The following is a 17,407-nucleotide window of genomic DNA, read 5'->3' on the forward strand; positions in this document are numbered from 1 at the left end:
CGTCTCGGCGCATTCCGGCGTCATGAGGCTCGTAAGGGACAAGGGGGGAGCAATGGCTGCCCGATGGTCCGTCGCACGCGACGTCAGCGTGGACGGTGATAGACGATATTTGCGGAAAATGCAATTACAACCCGCAGCCGCATTCCCTCGCGCTAGAACTGCTGCCGGAAATCCACGGCGAGCGGCGCCGGGGCGCCGATCGAGAGGGCGCGTTCGCCGGGATCGCCCAGCCAGTGCGCGGGGCAGTTCCACACGCGGGTGATGACCTCGCGCGAGAGGGCCATTTCCGGCGGGCCTTCCGCCTCCACCCGGCCTTTCGCCAGCACCAGCACCTGGTCCGCATGGTTCATCGCCGTCGCCAGGTCGTGCAGCACCAGGACGACGCCGCGCCCCGCCCGCGCCTGCTGGCGAAAGCGGTGCATCAGCGCCGCACCATGGGCCAGGTCGAGGTTCGCGAAAGGCTCGTCCGCCAGCAGCCAGCCGGGCTGGGTCGCCAGGACGCGGGCCATCAGCGCCCGCGCGCGTTCGCCGCCGGACAGGGTCGAGACCGGGCGGTGGCGCAGTTCCTGAAGGTCCATGGCGGCGATGGCGTCCTCGATGGCGTCCTGCGTTTCGGCGGCGGGCGCACCGCGCCAGGGCAGGCGGCCGAGCGAGATCAGCACTTCCACCGAGACGTCCCAGGCCACTTCCGGCGTCTGGGGCAGATAGCCGATCCACTGCGCGCGCTGGGCCAGCGAGACCGCCGCCAGCGCCCGGCCGCCCATGACCGCCCTGCCCGCATCGGGCTTGAGCAATCCGGCGATCACCGAAAGCAGCGTCGATTTGCCCGCACCGTTGGGCCCGCAGATCGCCGTGATCATGCCGCGGCGGCAATTGAGGGATACCCCGTCGAGCCGCCCGGCGACCGTGACGTTGTCGGCGCCGAAGCTCATGCCACCATGCCCCGGCGCATCTTCAGCAGCAGGCGCAGGAAGAACGGCGCGCCCAGCAGGCTGAGCGCGATGCCCAGCCGCAGTTCGCCGCCGGACAGCGGCATGATCCGGCAGATGCAGTCCGCCACCAGCAGCAGCAGCGCCCCCGCCAGCGCCGAAGGCACGATCAGCGACGAGGGTTTGCGGTCGGTCATCGGGCGCACGAGGTGCGGCACCATCAGGCCGACGAAGCCGATGATGCCGGCTACCGCCACCCCCGAACCGACGACGAGGCCCACGCCCAGGATCAGCAGGGCCTGGAGCCGCAGCGGCTCCACGCCCAGCGAGCGCGCGGCCATTTCGCCCAGGGTCATCGCGTCGAGATCGCGTCCCGCCGCCAGGATGACGCCGATCCCGGCCAGCGTCAGCGGCGTGGCGATCCAGACCTCGCGCCAGGAGCGGTCGGCCAGCGAGCCCATCATCCAGGTGACGATCTCGCTCATGGCGAAAGGCGACGGCGTCAGGCTGATCGCCAGGCTCATCAGCGCGCCGGCGAGACTGGAGACCATGAGGCCGGCCAGGGTGAACAGCGCCACGCCGCCGCCGCGTCCCGCGATCAGCGCCAGCAGTGCCATGGCGCCGCCCGCGCCGATCAGCGCGAAGAGCGGCAGCATCCACGGCGCCGAAGCATAGCCGGTCCAGAAACTCAGCACGGCACCCAGCGCCGCGCCGGGCGCGATGCCGAACAGGCCGGGATCCGCCAGGGGGTTGCGCAAATACCCCTGCATGGCCGCACCCGCCGCGCCCAGCCCGGCGCCCAGCACCAGCGCCAGGACCGCGCGCGGCAGGCGAAGCTGAAGCAGGATGACCGAGGCGCTGTGCAGTTCCGGGGCGAAGGGATTGATCCACACCCGCCCGGCCAGCAGGGACAGCGGCACCGCGACGACGAGCGCGAGGACCAGCAGCAGGACGAAACGCAGGTTCATGGTCTTGCGGAAACGATCCGCCCGGTGGCTTTTGCGGGGGCCGATGCGGTGCCTGTTGCGGTGCCTGTCGCGGGGCCTGTCGCGGGGCCTGTCGCGGGGCCTGTTGCGGCGCGTGCCCCGTGGGCCGGCGTCATCTCCGTTTCCGCAAGCGCGCGGCGCGCGGCGGCCAGTTCGTCCAGCGCACGCGGGATGGTCGCCCCGCCGCACCAGAGAATGGAGCGGCTGAGCAGGAAACGCCGGGTACTGGTCAGCGCGGAGAGCGCCGGATGATGCAACATTCGGTCCTCCTCGGCGAGCGGATCGCCCACCGCGAAGACCACGCGCGGAGGGTCCGCCAGCACGTGCTCCAGAGGCAGGTAATCGGCCTGGGAAAGGCCCCGCGCGCCGGCAATATTCGTAAAGCCGGTGTGCTTCATCATGTCAACGATCAGGGTCTGGTCGCCCGCCACCAGTCCACCGGATTCCCACACTATTGCCGGAAGAAGCGCTGAGCCCGGCGGCGGCGCATCGCGGCGCACGGCGGCGTCGATGCGGGCCACCAGCCTTTCGCCCAGCGCGGCATGACCCGCCAGCCGTGCCAGCGTGCGGACCTGTTCGCGCGCGGCCCCCAGGTCCGACGCGATGGGCATCTTCACCAGCCGGTAGCCGAGGCGCCGGAATGCCGCCTCGCTCGCGGGGTCGAGGAACGCGCTGGCGACGACCACCCTGGGATGGATCGTCGCCACTTCCTCCACCGTCCCCGAGATCGCCCGGTACCGGCGCGCGCGGGCGATCGGCATCGAACTGCTCTCGGGATCCTGGCTATAGCTGGAGATCGCCAGCAACTGCCCCGGATCCGTCACTTCGGCCAGGATGGCGTCCGTGCAGGGGTTGAGCGAGACGATGGTGGGGCGCTCCGCCCCGCTTTCGCCGTGGCCCGGTACCGCGGGGGCGGCCTCGGTGGTGTCACCGCCCCCGCAGCCCGCCAGCGCCGCCGAGCCGGCCAGAGCCAGCACGACAAGGAACCGGCGGGCCTTGCGCCTGCCCCGTCCAACCGATGTCGTCAGGGCAGACGACAGGATCACATCTTCACCCGCACCCCGGCATAAGCCGCGCGGCCCGGGGTGCCATATGTCCGCACCACTTCGTAGTGCTCGTCGAACAGGTTCTCGACACGGCCGTAGACCTGGATGTTCTGCGTCACGTCGAAGGCGCCGCGCAGGCCGACGACGATATTGCCGCCGAGGTAGTAGGTATTGGCGATGTCGTCATAGCGACCGCCGCCCACGCGCAGGTCCGCACCGAGGCGGAAGCCGTCCGACCAGTGCTTGTCCAGGCTGGCATAGAGGTTCGTCTTGGGACGGCGAGCGAGACGCGTGCCGGTCACCTCGTTGGTAGCGTCGAGGTAAGTGGCCGAAAGGCTCATGTCGAAGCCTTCCCAGTCGCTCACCTGCATGCCCAGTTCCACGCCCTTCGCCCGCGCGCGGCCGACGTTGTAGTAGTTGAACGCGGTCAGGTCGTAGTCGATCAGGTTCTTCGTCTTGCGGTCGAAGTAAGTGACCGAGAACGTGCCGTGGCCTTGCGCAAAGGGCTGTTCCACGCCGACATCCCACGACTTCGACGTCTCGGGATCGAGCGCGCGGAAGCCGGAATTGGAATAGAGCTGGTAGAGCGACGGCGCCTTGAAGCCCTCTCCGTAGCTGGCGCGCAGGATCGGCGCTTCCTCGCTGCCGCCGATCACCCAGGCACCGTTGGCCGAGAAGGTGGTCTTGTGGCCGAAGTCCGAATTGTCGTCATAGCGCAGGCCGCCGTTCAGCGTCAGCCCGGTGACGGGGCGCAGGGTCAGCATGCCGAAGTAGCTGTCGATCGAGGTCGAATCCTTCGAGCCGTAATTGTCGGAGAACTTCTGCTTCTCCGTCTCGGCACCGACGAGAATGCTGGCCATGTCGATGGGGGTGTAGGAGACCTGACCCTCGAAACGGTCGGCGCGGCCATTGGTGGTATAGGGACCGAAGACGGCATCGTCCGAGATGCGGCGCGTATCGGTGAGGCCATAGCCCAGGCGCGCGCTGAGGCGGCCGTCCAGCTCCTTGTAGCGCAAGTTGGCATAGCCCACGGTGTCGCGCTTCATGCCCACGTTCAGGGCATCGGCGCCGGTGTTGTCGTAATCGTAATTGGCCTTGGTCCAGTACGTCCCGGCATCGGCGGTAAGACCGCTCACCAGCTCCACTTCGGCGCGGGCGTTGGCGCTCTTGCTCTCGAAGCCGTCCTTCTCCTGGCCGCCGAGGCGCTCGTCGAAAGCGGAGTAGCCGTCGCCCTTGAGCCAGTTGCCGCCCAGCGTCAGGCCCACCGGACCGACCTTGCCCGCCGCCGAGGCGCCGAGCTGCTTCTGGTCGCGCCAGCCGTATTCGGCTTGGCCGCGCGCGGTCCACTGCTCGGTCGGGCGCGCGGTGATGAGGTTGATGACGCCGCCGATCGCGCGGCTGCCCCAGAGCACGCCGGACGATCCGCGCACCACTTCGATGCGGTCGAACTGGCCGACGGTCAGGCTGCCGAAGTCGAAGCCGCCGCCCACGTCGCCGGGATCGTTGATGCGCACGCCGTCGATCAGCACGAGGCTCTGCGCGTTCTCGGCGCCGCGGATGAACACGCTGGCCGGCTGGCCGAAACCGCCCGACTGGGCAAAAGTCACACCCGGCAGGCGGGCCAGGATGTCGGTCGCGGTGACCGCCTGGGTGCGCTCGATATCCTCGCGGGTGATGACCGAGACGGACTGGCCGATCTCGCTGGTGGGGGTTTCGGTGCGCGTCGCGGTGACGACGATACTATCGATTGCGGCTTCATCCGCGAAAGCGGGGGTCGAGACGGCAAGGGCCGTCCCCAGCAGAAACAGGTACTTCACGCGTATTCCTCCAACCTGAACGACTTTGCCGTCCATGGCGGAGACGCGCGCTTTTCCTCATGCGCGTGCTCGCTGCATGCCGGGACACCCCGCCCGGCTGCGGAACGACCGTCAAAGGCAGGTCTCCTGGCTCCCGGATCTTCGCGCCGCCTGCCGCCTTCCCGGTGTGACCCAGTGGCATAGCGTGGCAGGGGCGCTCCCCGGTTACAGTTGCGGGGGCAGCTTCGGACTTGCGCCGAAATTCCCACCAGGGTTCCTTTTCACGAAACCCGGGGCCCGGCTCCGGGCCACCCATGACGTCGCGAGTGCCGATACTGGGCAGTGGGGGGATTGGCAAGCGGCGCAAAGGGCGGCGCGGCGGTATCGCCGGGGAAGATCGCAAACAAACTCTTAAGCGATTCAGCCTATCGCTGCCCGCTGTACCGCTTCGGGACGCGCCGATTTCCAGGGATGCCGCGCCCGGCAAAGCAGGTTAGGCGCAAGATGCGCGATGACCCGATGGAACGCGAAATCCGCGCTGGCCGACGATGCGCCGAAAGGACCCGAGTGACCGCTGCCGCCCTTCCTGCCTGCACCGAAACCTGGGAGCCGCGCCCGCGCGACTTCCAGGGCCATTTCGTGCGCGGCGGACGCAAGCGGCTGCAACGCAGGCGGCGGCGCTGGACGCTCGGCTCGGCCGCGCTCGTCGCCGTGGCCCTGCCTGCCTTCGCCGCGCCTTCCTTCGCCCCGGCCGAAGCCTGGGACCGCCTCACCGCCTCCGGGACGGAAACCGGCGGCGCCCCCGTTCTGCCCATGCCGTTCGAGCAGGCCGGCGCCAGCTTCCCCGGCTCTGCCTATTATTATCTCGAAGCCGAACAGCCCGTGCTCAAGATAGGCGAAGGCATCCATTCCGACGCGGATGACGGAACCGGCGGCCCCGGCCCGGTCGCCCGCGCCCTGCGGATCGACAATTCCGGGGTGGACCGCAGCCGCGCGCTCCAGTGCCTGACGGCGGCGATCTATTACGAAGCCGCCAGCGAGCCCGACGGCGGCCAGCGCGCCGTGGCCCAGGTCGTGCTCAACCGCGTGGCCCATCCGGCCTATCCCAAGACCGTCTGCGGCGTCGTCTATCAGGGTTCGGAGCGGCCGACCGGCTGCCAGTTCTCCTTCGCCTGCGACGGATCGCTGGCCCGCGCGCCGCAGCGCTTCTTCTGGCAGCGTGCCGAATCCGTCGCCCGCGCCGCGCTGTCCGGCGAAGTCTATACGCCGATCGGGCTGGCGACGCATTATCACACGATCCAGGTCAATCCCTACTGGGCCCCGAGCCTGCACTATCTGACCACGATCGGCGCCCATCGCTTCTATGCCTTCAACGGCGCCGCGGGCCGCCCTGCCGCGTTCCGCTTCGCCTATTTCGGCGGCGAGCCGCTGGCCGCCCCGCATCGCCGCGACGAGTCCGCCGCCTCGGCCCTCGCCACCGCCGCGCTGGACCCGCTGGCCGTGCAGCGCAGCTTCGGCACCGCCGAGGCGCTCCGCCCCGGGCAGGCCGCTGCGCCTTCGCCCGCCATGCCCTCCGCCACCCCTTCCACGGGTGCGGAGCGCGCGCCCGTCTATGCCAGCGACGTGCGGGAACGCGGGGGCGAGTCGCTCTACAAGGCCAGCAACTTGCCCGAGACCCAGGGCGTGCGCCCGGAATATGCCAATTCGGGCAAGTGGATCGCCCAGCCGCGTCAGGAGCAGGCCCGCTGACGGCAAGTTGGCGCCTTTAGCGATCCGGCGCTTTCATCAATTCGGCACGGGAACGACTGCAAGGTTTCAGCAACCATAGCCCCACACCAAGACTTAGCGGCTTCATCCTATAATACCGGGAGAGACGCCAAGCCCCCGAGCGTTTCCAACAAGAGGTTCGCTTTACCATGGCAATCCGCTTTTCCGCCGCCCGGGACGTCTCCTGCCCGGTGATGGTGCGAGCGCTGTGCCCGTCGGTTCCGCTCTGCGCGGTGAACGACAACGGCGCCGGCCTGCGCGGCGGCCTCCGCCGCGAGCCGGTCGCGACGGCGACCACGGACACGCCGCACCAGCGCATCCTGGCCGAAGCGCTGCGCCACTTCGCCCGCCATGGCCTGTCCGCCGCCGCCCACGCCCGCGCCCATGCCGCCGCCGCGCGCCTTGCGGGCAACGACGGCGAATGCACCCGCTGGATCGCCATCTGCCGCCAGCTCGACCGCCGCATGGCCGACGCCTTCGCCGGACGGATCGCCAGGAACGACTGAAACCGGCCAACCGCCTTCAGGCCCTGCCCCCCGCCTTCAGGCCCTGCCAGTCGCTAGAACAGGCGGGCCAGCAGCGGCGGTCCCAGGGTCAGCACCCCGATCAGGGCCGCGGCGATCGAAGCGACCAGCACGCCGCCGGCCCCCAGATCCTTGATCCGGCCAATGGCGGGGTCGAACTCCGGATGGATGCGGTCGCACAGCCCCTCGACCGCGGTGTTGAACGCCTCCGCCAGCCATACCAGCGCCATGGCCAGCACGAGCCAGCGCCAGTCGGCGGCGGAAATCTCCAGCCAGAACCCGGCGACCACCACGCCCAGCGAGGCCGCCAGGTGCAACCGGGCATTGTGCTCGTCCCGCACCAGCCAGCGCAGCCCGCGCCCCGCGAACAGGAAACTCCGCAGGCGCGCCCGCGGGCTGAAAGGGCTGGAGGTCGTCTTTCCGGGCGGTTTCAGCAAGCAAGTCAGTCCAGCGATTGCGCGACGAGGCCATGGCGGCCCGTCACGGAGGAGCGATCGGCACGAAGGCGGACAGTGTCCGCAACAGCGCGCCTCGGCAAGCGCCGCCCGCAGGATCTGCAAGCCGCAACATTTGGAAAAAGGCACGACACGGCCGGTACGCCTACGCTCCCTATAAGAAGCCATGCCGCGACCGCCCGCCCCTCATCCGGGCCGACTCGCACCCTGCGACGCTTGCCTGTCATCCGGACGTGCGAGACAGTGAGCCACCCTCGGGAGAGCATCCGGAGGATGCAATCTGCGCCCGGTCTGTTGCGTGAAACGTCCGCACCGCCCTGGCTCAGGGCGCCGTTTCCTGCGCATTTTCGCTCACTATTGCAATTGCGAACTATTATCAGTAAAAACTCGCCTGCCTGCCCTTCGCGCGGGCTTTTCCCGGTTGCAATGTCGGTTCGGGGGGCGTAGGCCGCCCTTCGTTGAACACCGGCACCTGCCTTAGCGGGACAAAGCAGGCCGCCTTTTCGTCCGTTGGTCCCGCCTTTGGGAAGGACAAGCAAGCATCATGGCTCGTAAGAAGATTGCCCTCATCGGCGCCGGCAACATCGGCGGCACTCTCGCGCACCTCGCCGCGCAGAAGGAACTGGGCGATATCGTCCTCTTCGACGTGGCTGAAGGCCTGCCCCAGGGCAAGGCTCTGGACCTGTCGCAGTGCGGCCCCGTTGAAGGCTTCGACGCCAAGATCACCGGCACCAACGACTATGCCGACATTGCCGGCGCAGACGTCATCATCGTCACCGCCGGTGTCGCCCGCAAGCCGGGCATGAGCCGCGACGACCTGCTGGGCATCAACCTCAAGGTGATGAAGTCGGTCGGCGAAGGCATCGCCGCCAACGCACCCGACGCTTTCGTGATCTGCATCACCAACCCGCTCGACGCGATGGTCTGGGCGCTGCGCGAGTTCTCGGGCCTGCCGCACAACAAGGTCGTCGGCATGGCCGGCGTGCTCGACTCGGCCCGCTTCTCGACCTTCCTCGCCTGGGAATTCGGCGTTTCGATCCGCGACGTGAACACGTTCGTGCTCGGCGGCCACGGCGACACCATGGTGCCGGTCGTGCAGTACTCGACCGTCAACGGCATTCCGGTTCCGGACCTCATCAAGCAGGGCCGCACCACCCAGGAAAAGATCGACGCGATCGTCCAGCGCACCCGTTCGGGCGGCGGCGAGATCGTCGGCCTGCTCAAGACCGGCTCGGCCTTCTACGCGCCGGCCGCCTCGGGCATCGCCATGGCCGAAGCCTACCTGAACGACCAGAAGCGCATCCTGCCGATCGCCGCTTATGTCGATGGCCAGTACGGCGTTGACGGTCTCTATGTCGGCGTGCCCGCCGTGATCGGCGCGAACGGCGTCGAAGAGATCATCGAAATCGAGCTGGACGGCGAAGCCAAGACCAACCTTCAGGTCTCGGTCGACGCGGTCAAGGAACTGCTGGTCGCCTGCAAGGGCATCGACAGCACTCTGGCCTGATCCAAGATAGACGCCCCGCCCGCCCCGTGGAACCACGGGGCGGGCGGGCTTCGGCCTATCCGGCCGTTGATTTTACGATCTGGACGGTTGCACTTCGCGGAATTTGCGCCAAGGCGCTTCCCAAGCCGGAATCGGCCTACACCAGGAACAGGAATTAGGATTCCCCTATGTCCATTCTCGTCAACAAGAACACCAAGGTCATTACCCAGGGTATGACCGGTGCCACCGGCACCTTCCACACCGAGCAGGCCCTTGCGTATGGTACGCAAATGGTCGCCGGCGTGACCCCCGGCAAGGGCGGCACGACCCACATCGGTCTGCCGAACTACAACACCGTCGCCGAAGCCAAGGCCGCGACCGGTGCGACCGCCACCTGCATCTACGTTCCGCCGCCGTTCGCGGCTGACTCGATCCTGGAAGCGATCGACGCCGAGATGGAACTGATCGTCGCGATCACCGAGGGTATCCCGGTTCTCGACATGGTCCGCGTGAAGCGCGCCCTCTCGGGCTCGAAGTCGCGCCTGATCGGTCCGAACTGCCCCGGCGTCCTGACCCCCGGCGAATGCAAGATCGGCATCATGCCCGGCAGCATCTTCTCCAAGGGTTCGGTGGGCGTCGTCTCGCGCTCGGGCACGCTGACCTATGAAGCCGTGTTCCAGACCACGAACGCCGGCCTCGGCCAGACCACCGCAGTCGGCATCGGCGGCGATCCGGTCAACGGCACCAACTTCATCGACGTCCTGGAACTGTTCCTGGCCGACGACGAGACCAAGTCGATCATCATGATCGGCGAAATCGGCGGCAGCGCCGAAGAAGAAGCGGCCCAGTTCCTCAAGGACGAAGCCAAGCGCGGCCGCAAGAAGCCCATGGCGGGCTTCATCGCCGGCCGTACGGCGCCTCCGGGCCGCCGCATGGGCCACGCCGGCGCGATCGTGTCGGGCGGCCAGGGCGGCGCCGAGGACAAGATCGCGGCGATGGAAGAAGCGGGCATCCGCGTCTCCGCCTCGCCGTCGCTCCTGGGTGAAACCCTTGTGGAAGTCCTCAAGGAACTCGCCTGACCCCAATCCCCCGCGGGCGGCGCGAATCTTCGGATTTGCGCCGCCCCGGGACCCACACGCGATCCGGCACGTTCGAGATGCCGGACGCCATGCGAACGAAACGGCCCCCTCTCCATCGGGACCATCGTTCCAGATCTAGCTTGGTAGCGCCGGCCGTTTTCCGGCGCGACAAAAGGTGACACCCGATGGGCGACGAAAGTTTCGACTTCACCCCCGATGATGCCCTCGACGGCCCGCAGGCCGGCCCGAGCTGGCAGCGCAAGAACTGGCCGCTCGTAGGAGCGGAGTTCGAGGACGACCTGACCCAGGGCCTCGACCCCAGCGCGCTCAAGGTCCAGATCGAGAAGGCAGCGGCAAAGGGCGGCCAGAAGGTCGACCAGTCCCGCATAGACGAAGCCGCGGCCGACGCAATCCGCGCCATGATGCTGATCCGCACATATCGCGTGCGCGGTCACCTGGCTGCCGATCTCGATCCGCTCGGCCTCAACCAGCGCCAGCTTCCCGCTGACCTCACGCCCGAATATCACGGCTTCGTAGGCGCCGCGCAGGACCGTTCGGTCTACGTCGGCGGCGCACTCGGCCTGGAGTGGACGACCGTTCGCGAGATCGTGCAGATCCTGCGCGCCAACTATTGCGGCAAGGTCGGCCTCGAGTACATGCACATCGCCGATGTCGAGGAACGCCGTTTCCTCCAGGAGCGCATGGAAGGGGCGAACAAGGAAATCGAGTTCACCCCCGAGGGCAAGAAGGCAATCCTCCAGGCCGTCGTGCGCGGCGAACAGTACGAGAAGTTCCTCGGCAAGAAGTACGTCGGCACCAAGCGCTTCGGCCTCGACGGCGGCGAAGCCATGATCCCGGCGCTCGAAGCCGTGATCAAGTACGGCGGCACGCTGGGCGTGAAGGAAATCGTGTACGGCATGGCCCACCGCGGCCGCCTGAACGTGCTCGCGAACGTCCTCGCCAAGCCCTACAAGGTGATCTTCCACGAATTCTCGGGCGGCACCGCCAACCCGGAAGACGTCGGCGGCTCGGGCGACGTGAAGTACCACCTCGGCACTTCGGCGGACCGCGAGTTCGACGGCATCAAGGTCCACATGAGCCTGATGCCCAACCCGTCGCACCTCGAAACCGTCGATCCGGTGGTGCTCGGCAAAGTCCGCGCCTACCAGACCATCGCCGACGACATCGGCGACGACATCGGCCCCGGCGCCAAGCACAAGCAGGTGCTGCCGGTCCTCATCCACGGTGACGCGGCCTTCGCCGGCCAGGGCATCATCTGGGAGTGCTTCGGCCTCTCGGGCGTGAAGGGCTACAACACCGGCGGTTGCATCCACTTCATCATCAACAACCAGATCGGCTTCACGACGAGCCCGCAGTTCGCGCGCAACTCGCCGTATCCGTCGGACGTGGCCAAGGGCGTCCAGGCGCCGATCCTGCACGTCAACGGCGACGATCCGGCTGCCGTGACCTTCGCCTGCAAGCTGGCGATCGACTATCGCCAGACGTTCGGCCGCGACATCGTGATCGACATGTGGTGCTATCGCCGCTTCGGCCACAACGAAGGCGACGAGCCCGGTTTCACGCAGCCGCTGATGTACCAGAAGATCCGCCAGCACCCGCCGGTCAGCAAGATCTATGGCGATCGCCTGAAGCAGGAAGGCGTCATCGACGACACGTTCCTGGCGCAGACGGAAGCGGACTTCACCGCCCACCTCGAAGACCAGTTCGAGGCGGCCAAGACCTACAAGGCCAACCAGGCCGACTGGTTCTCCGGCCAGTGGAGCGGCTTCCACAAGCCCGCCGACCCCGAAACCGCGCGCCGCAACGTCGATACCACGATCGAGAACAAGCTGTTCGACAGCCTCGGCCGTACCTTGACCACGGTTCCCGAAGGCCTGACCGTCCACAAGACGCTGGCCCGCGTGCTCTCGGCCAAGGAAGAGATGTTCAAGTCGGGCGAAGGCTTCGACTGGGCGACGGCGGAAGCGCTCGCTTTCGGCAGCCTCGTCACCGAGGGCTACAACGTGCGCCTCTCGGGCCAGGACTGCGAACGCGGCACCTTCTCGCAGCGTCACTCGGTCTGGGTCGACCAGACCGACGAGCGCAAATACACGCCGCTGACCACCCTGCCCCACGGCCGCTTCGAGGTTCTGAACTCGACGCTGTCGGAATACGGCGTGCTCGGCTTCGAGTACGGCTTCGCCAGTGCCGACCCCAAGACGCTGGTGCTCTGGGAAGCGCAGTTCGGTGATTTCGCCAACGGTGCGCAGATCATCATCGACCAGTACGTCGCCTCGGCCGAGTCCAAGTGGCTGCGCGCCAACGGCCTCGTCATGCTGCTGCCCCACGGCTACGAAGGCCAGGGGCCGGAGCACTCGTCGGCGCGTCTGGAACGGTACCTGCAGCTCTGCGCGCAGGACAACATCCAGGTCTGCAACATCACGACGCCCGCGAACTACTTCCACGTTCTGCGCCGTCAGATGCACCGTCCGTTCCGCAAGCCGCTGATCATCATGACCCCGAAGTCGCTGCTCCGCCACCCGCTGGCGAAGTCGGCCGCATCGGAGTTCACCGGCGGCACCTTCTCGCGCATCCTTTCCGATCCCAAGGGCTCGGAAGACGCCGCGACCAAGAAGGTCATCCTGTGCTCGGGCAAGGTCTTCTACGACCTGCTCGAAGCCCGCGATGCCGCCGAGATCGACGATACCCAGATCATCCGCATCGAGCAGCTCTACCCCTTCCCGGGCGAGCCGCTGGCCAAGCGCCTTGCGCGCATGCCGAACCTCGAAGAGGTCGTGTGGTGTCAGGAAGAACCGCAGAACAACGGTTCCTGGTTCTTCGTCGAATCGCAGATCGAGGCTGCCGCCAAGGAAGCCGGAGCGGCCCAGCCGCGTCCGCGCTACGCCGGACGCAATGCCTCGGCCTCGCCTGCCACCGGCCTCGCCAAGCGCCACGTTGCCGAACAGGCCGCGCTGGTTGCAGACGCGCTGCATCTTTCCGTTCGTTCCGAACTCCGTCGCAAGCAGAAGGCTTGAGATAAATCATGACCACCGAAGTCAAGGTCCCCGTCCTTGGGGAATCCGTCGCCGAAGCCACCATCGGCCAGTGGCTGAAGCAGCCCGGCGAAGCCGTTGCCGCTGACGAGCCCATTGCCAGCCTCGAAACCGACAAGGTCGCAATCGACGTCATGGCGCCCCACGCGGGCGTCATGGGCCAGCAGATCGCCAAGGAAGGCGATACCGTCGTCGTCGGCGCGCTGATCGCCACGATCGAGGAAGGCACCGGCGGAGCCGCCGCACCCAAGGCAGCAGCCGCTCCGGCCGCTGCTGCTCCGGCTCCGGCACCCGCTGCCGCCGCCGTCGCCCCGGCTGCTGCCGCGGCCGACGAAGGTTCGGCCGGTTCCTCGGTCCTCTCGCCGGCCGTGCGCCGCGCGATCCTGGAACACGGCATCGACCCGGCCACCATCAAGGGCACCGGCAAGGACGGCCGCATCACCAAGGACGACGTCCTCGAAGCGGCCAAGAACAAGCCCGCCTCGGCGCCTGTCTCGGCCTCGGCTGCCGCCGCTCCGGCCGCGCGCAGCGAGGAACGCGTCAAGATGACGCGCCTGCGCCAGACCATCGCCAAGCGCCTGAAGTCCGCACAGGACAACGCCGCGCTGCTCACCACCTTCAACGACGTCGACATGTCGGCCGTCATCGAGGCGCGTGAGAAGTACAAGGACGTGTTCCAGAAGAAGCACGGCATCAAGCTCGGCTTCATGTCGTTCTTCGCCAAGGCTTCGGTCCTGGCGCTCAAGGACATCCCGGCGGTCAACGCGCAGATCGACGGCGACCAGATCGTCTACCACGACTATGTGGATATCTCGATCGCGGTCTCGGCCCCGAACGGCCTGGTCGTTCCGGTCGTGAAGGACTGCGACAAGCTGGGCTTCGCCGGCATCGAGAAGGCGATCGCGAACTTCGGCAAGAAGGCCAAGGAAGGCACGCTGACCATGGCCGACATGGCCGGCGGCACCTTCACGATCTCCAACGGCGGCGTGTTCGGCGGCCTGATGTCGACCCCGATCATCAACCCCCCGCAGTCGGCCGTGCTCGGCCTGCACCGCATCGAGGACCGCGCCGTGGTTCGCAACGGTGAGATCGTGATCCGCCCGATGATGTACATCGCGCTGTCCTACGATCACCGCCTGATCGACGGCCGCGAAGCGGTCACCGCGCTCAAGACGATCAAGGAAGCGATCGAGGATCCCACCCGTCTCCTCATCGACCTCTGAGTTAAAAGCCCCGCCCGCCCCGAGAAACATCCGGACGGGCGGGGTTTTCACTTGAGCCGAAATGACTATTTTCCGCTCGTGCCCAAAATGTGCGAAGCACGAGCGTACGGAGGCCTGAACAATGGCTGATTACGATTACGACGTCCTTGTCATCGGTGCCGGCCCCGGCGGCTATGTCGCCGCGATCCGCGCCGCGCAGCTCGGTCTGAAGACTGCCTGCGCCGAAGGCCGCGAGACGCTGGGCGGCACTTGCCTCAACGTCGGCTGCATCCCCTCGAAGGCCCTGCTCCACGCTTCGGAATACTTCGAAGCGGCGAAGGAAGGCGGCTCGATGGCCAAGATGGGCATCAAGGTCACCCCCGAACTGGACCTCGACACCATGCAGGGCCAGCGCCTTGACGCGGTGAAGGGCCTGACCGGCGGCATCGAATTCCTGTTCAAGAAGAACAAGATCGACTGGCTGAAGGGCTACGCCCAGTTCAAGGACGCCCACAGCGTCGAAGTGGCCGGCAAGACCGTGACCGCCAAGAACATCGTGATCGCCACCGGCTCCTCGGTCACCCCGCTTCCGGGCGTGGAGATCGACAACGCGGGCGGCGTGGTGGTGGACTCCACCGGCGCGCTGGAACTTGCGGCCGTTCCCAAGAAGATGGTCGTCATCGGCGGCGGCGTGATCGGTCTGGAACTCGGTTCGGTCTGGCGCCGCCTCGGCGCGGAAGTGACCGTCGTCGAGTTCCTCGACCAGCTCCTGCCCGGCATGGACGGCGAAGTGCGCCGTGAAGCCGGCAAGATCTTCAAGAAGCAGGGCATGGCCCTGAAGCTCGGCACCAAGGTCACCGGCGTTTCGGTTGAAGGCAAGACCGCCAAGGTCACCGTCGAGCCCGCCAAGGGCGGTGACGCGGAAGTCATCGAAGCCGACGTCGTGCTCGTCTCGATCGGCCGCCGTCCCAACACCGAGGGCCTCGGCCTCGACAAGATCGGGCTGGAACTGAACCAGCGCGCCCAGATCGAGACCGACCACGACTTCGCGACCAAGGTCGACGGCGTCTGGGCCATCGGCGACGTGATCCCCGGCCCGATGCTCGCCCACAAGGCCGAGGACGAAGGCATCGCCGTGGCCGAGAACATCGCCGGCCTCACCGGCATCGTGAACCATGACGTGATCCCGGGCGTGGTCTACACCCAGCCGGAATTCGCGGGCGTCGGCCTCACCGAGGAAGCCGCCAAGGAACGCGGCGCCATCAAGGTCGGCAAGTTCCCGATGCTCGCCAACTCGCGCGCCAAGACCAACCACGAGCCCGACGGCTTCGTGAAGGTGATCGCCGATGCCGAGACCGACCGCGTCCTCGGCGTGTGGTGCATCGCCTCGGTGGCGGGCACGATGATCGGCCAGGCCGCGCAGGCCATGGAATTCGGCGCGACCTCGGAAGACATCGCCTACACCTGCCATGCGCACCCGACCCATTCGGAAGCGATCAAGGAAGCGGCCATGGCCGTGCTGGGCAAGCCGATCCACATCTGATCGGCCCCCACCTTCGAAGGCCAAGAAAGGCCGGCGGTGCGAAAGCATCGCCGGCCTTTTCGTTTCCAATCGTTTCGGAAACGCACCCTCGGCATCCAAGGACCGAGTGCGGCCAGACAGGGAACTTCAATCGCCAGAAACCAGCGGGACACGTTGGCCTGCTACCCCTCATGCTCAAGAATTAAGCAGAACATGCCTTGTTTTTAGGCACCATGAGAGGATGTAAGACGTGAGCCTCCTTGCCCTGACCGCCGCCGCCGCCCTCACCGCCGCTCCTGTCACGGCCCATAGTGTGCAGATCGACCACCACGGCGCCAGCTATGCGGTCGACTACGTCACGCACGTCGAAACCCGCTCCAAGGCCATCGGCATCTCGCCGCCCACCCGTCCCAGTTCGCGGCGCTGCATCGTCAGCGCGGACGTCTCGGTCGAGCGCCGCATCCAGCCTGCGGGCGGCGGCCGGGCGATCGCCACGCGCCTGCCGGAAACCCGCACGTTCACCCAGAACCATCCGGGCGACTGCCGTTCTGACGGCAAGGACGCGGCAAAGCTCGTTGCCGGCAAGTCCGACGCCATCGGCGCGCATGTCCGCAAACTCGCCTCGGCCGATCACCACGACACCCTGGCCGCCATCGACGCCGCCCGCGATTTCGCCGTGAACTGAAAACAGGCTACACGCCCGCGAATGAACCGTTATCTGATTCCGGCGGCCCTTTCGGCCGCCGCTGCCGCCACGATGGCCGCCTCCAGCGAGGCCCAGGCCCAGACTGCCTCCCCCACCTTCTCCCTCGAAGCCACCACCGACTTGCGCGAACGCGGCCTGAGTTGGAGCGACGGCAAGCCCGCCCTGTCAGCCGATGCCACCGTCCCCTTGTCCCAGAGCGTCACCCTCGACCTCGGTGCCGCAAGCCTGCGGGACAGCACGAGACATGGCGGCGCCGACATCGGCCTGACCGCGGCGCCGGAAATCTCGCTGCTGTCGCGCGGGGGCTGGACGCTGTCGGCAGGGGCCACAGGCCATGTCTTCGTAGGCGCCTCCGGCCTCAGCTACGGCGAATTGAACTCCACGCTGGCCTACGCCATCGGCCCGGCGCAACTGGCCTTCGGCGCCAGCTTCGCGCCCTCGCAGAAGGCCATCGGCGGCAGCGATCTCTACCTTGAGGGCAATGCCGCGCTGGGCGTTCCCGGCACGGCGCTTACCGTCTATGGCGGCGGCGGCTACAGCACCGGCGCGACCCGCGACGACGCCCTGGCGGCCGACCGCGTGCGCCGCCTGCGTCCGGGCGGCAGCTATTGGGACTACTATCTCGGCGTCGAGCACCAGATGGACCGGCTCGCGCTGGGCCTGCGCTATACCGGCACTTCGATCGGCGACGACCTGGCCGCCGGCAGCGGCACCGGCCGCTATCTCGATCGCGACACCGGCTCACGCCTGGCTGCCTACTTGCGCTTCACGCCCTGATCCGCTGACCCCGGCGCGCGAAAGCGCCGCGCCCGGTACCGATTGGAACCACGCCATGTCTCGGGTATTGTCCCAGTCC

The 17,407-nt window shown here is 67.4% G+C and carries 14 protein-coding genes and 1 riboswitch; of the genes, 9 read left to right on the forward strand and 5 right to left on the reverse strand.

What is annotated here, in order from left to right:
* Positions 1–152: 152 nt before the first annotated feature.
* The 4 genes from EDF57_RS16560 to EDF57_RS16575 are packed head-to-tail and all read right to left on the reverse strand — an operon-like array spanning position 153 to position 4,778.
* Positions 153–932, reverse strand: a complete 780-nt coding sequence (locus EDF57_RS16560; protein ID WP_132261881.1) for an ABC transporter ATP-binding protein — start codon at positions 930–932, stop codon at positions 153–155.
* Positions 929–1,897, reverse strand: coding sequence for an iron ABC transporter permease (locus tag EDF57_RS16565; protein WP_132261879.1), 969 nt, complete (start codon positions 1,895–1,897; stop codon positions 929–931). The genes EDF57_RS16560 and EDF57_RS16565 overlap by 4 nt, the downstream gene beginning before the upstream one ends.
* Positions 1,894–2,961, reverse strand: coding sequence for an ABC transporter substrate-binding protein (locus EDF57_RS16570; RefSeq protein WP_134095071.1), 1,068 nt, complete (start codon positions 2,959–2,961; stop codon positions 1,894–1,896). The genes EDF57_RS16565 and EDF57_RS16570 overlap by 4 nt, the downstream gene beginning before the upstream one ends.
* Complete coding sequence (locus EDF57_RS16575; RefSeq protein WP_134095072.1) at positions 2,958–4,778, reverse strand: TonB-dependent receptor; 1,821 nt, start codon at positions 4,776–4,778, stop codon at positions 2,958–2,960. Before EDF57_RS16575 ends, EDF57_RS16570 begins: the two co-directional genes overlap by 4 nt.
* 98 nt (positions 4,779–4,876) lie before the next feature.
* Positions 4,877–5,053: riboswitch (cobalamin riboswitch) on the reverse strand.
* A 271-nt stretch (positions 5,054–5,324) separates the two neighbouring features.
* Between EDF57_RS16575 and EDF57_RS16580 the strand changes: the two genes are divergently transcribed.
* Together EDF57_RS16580 and EDF57_RS16585 are read left to right on the forward strand one after the other, a co-directional pair.
* Positions 5,325–6,506 carry a cell wall hydrolase gene (locus EDF57_RS16580; RefSeq protein ID WP_243841108.1) on the forward strand — a complete coding sequence of 394 codons (1,182 nt, stop codon included), beginning with the start codon at positions 5,325–5,327 and terminating at the stop codon, positions 6,504–6,506.
* A 167-nt stretch (positions 6,507–6,673) separates the two neighbouring features.
* Positions 6,674–7,030 carry a hypothetical protein gene (locus EDF57_RS16585; protein ID WP_134095074.1) on the forward strand — a complete coding sequence of 119 codons (357 nt, stop codon included), beginning with the start codon at positions 6,674–6,676 and terminating at the stop codon, positions 7,028–7,030.
* A gap of 53 nt (positions 7,031–7,083) precedes the next feature.
* Here the strand turns inward: EDF57_RS16585 and EDF57_RS16590 are convergent, their stop codons facing one another.
* Entirely contained in the window at positions 7,084–7,485 is a 402-nt protein-coding gene (locus EDF57_RS16590; protein ID WP_243841109.1) for a diacylglycerol kinase family protein, read from the reverse strand.
* Positions 7,486–8,047: 562 nt separating this feature from the next.
* Between EDF57_RS16590 and mdh the strand changes: the two genes are divergently transcribed.
* The 7 genes from mdh (at position 8,048) to EDF57_RS16625 (ending at position 17,328) form a co-directional block, all read left to right on the forward strand.
* Complete coding sequence (mdh, locus tag EDF57_RS16595; RefSeq protein WP_132261870.1) at positions 8,048–9,010, forward strand: malate dehydrogenase; 963 nt, start codon at positions 8,048–8,050, stop codon at positions 9,008–9,010.
* Positions 9,011–9,177: 167 nt separating this feature from the next.
* Positions 9,178–10,068, forward strand: coding sequence for a succinate--CoA ligase subunit alpha (gene sucD, locus EDF57_RS16600; protein ID WP_132261868.1), 891 nt, complete (start codon positions 9,178–9,180; stop codon positions 10,066–10,068).
* A gap of 185 nt (positions 10,069–10,253) precedes the next feature.
* On the forward strand, positions 10,254–13,103 hold the full coding sequence (locus EDF57_RS16605) for a 2-oxoglutarate dehydrogenase E1 component (protein ID WP_134095076.1): 2,850 nt from the start codon (positions 10,254–10,256) through the stop codon (positions 13,101–13,103).
* An 8-nt stretch (positions 13,104–13,111) separates the two neighbouring features.
* Positions 13,112–14,344, forward strand: a complete 1,233-nt coding sequence (gene odhB, locus EDF57_RS16610) for a 2-oxoglutarate dehydrogenase complex dihydrolipoyllysine-residue succinyltransferase (protein WP_134095077.1) — start codon at positions 13,112–13,114, stop codon at positions 14,342–14,344.
* 121 nt (positions 14,345–14,465) lie between these two features.
* The gene (lpdA, locus tag EDF57_RS16615; RefSeq protein ID WP_134095078.1) at positions 14,466–15,866 is read left to right on the forward strand and encodes a dihydrolipoyl dehydrogenase; all 1,401 of its coding nucleotides are present in this window, start codon (positions 14,466–14,468) and stop codon (positions 15,864–15,866) included.
* A gap of 229 nt (positions 15,867–16,095) precedes the next feature.
* Positions 16,096–16,530 carry a hypothetical protein gene (locus EDF57_RS16620; RefSeq protein WP_134095079.1) on the forward strand — a complete coding sequence of 145 codons (435 nt, stop codon included), beginning with the start codon at positions 16,096–16,098 and terminating at the stop codon, positions 16,528–16,530.
* Positions 16,531–16,551: 21 nt separating this feature from the next.
* A complete protein-coding gene (locus tag EDF57_RS16625; RefSeq protein WP_134095080.1) occupies positions 16,552–17,328 on the forward strand; it encodes a TorF family putative porin in 777 nt (258 codons plus the stop codon).
* Positions 17,329–17,407 lie beyond the last annotated feature (79 nt).

The sequence above is a fragment of the Novosphingobium sp. PhB55 genome (genome assembly GCF_004368805.1).
Taxonomy (GTDB): Bacteria; Pseudomonadota; Alphaproteobacteria; order Sphingomonadales; family Sphingomonadaceae; genus Novosphingobium.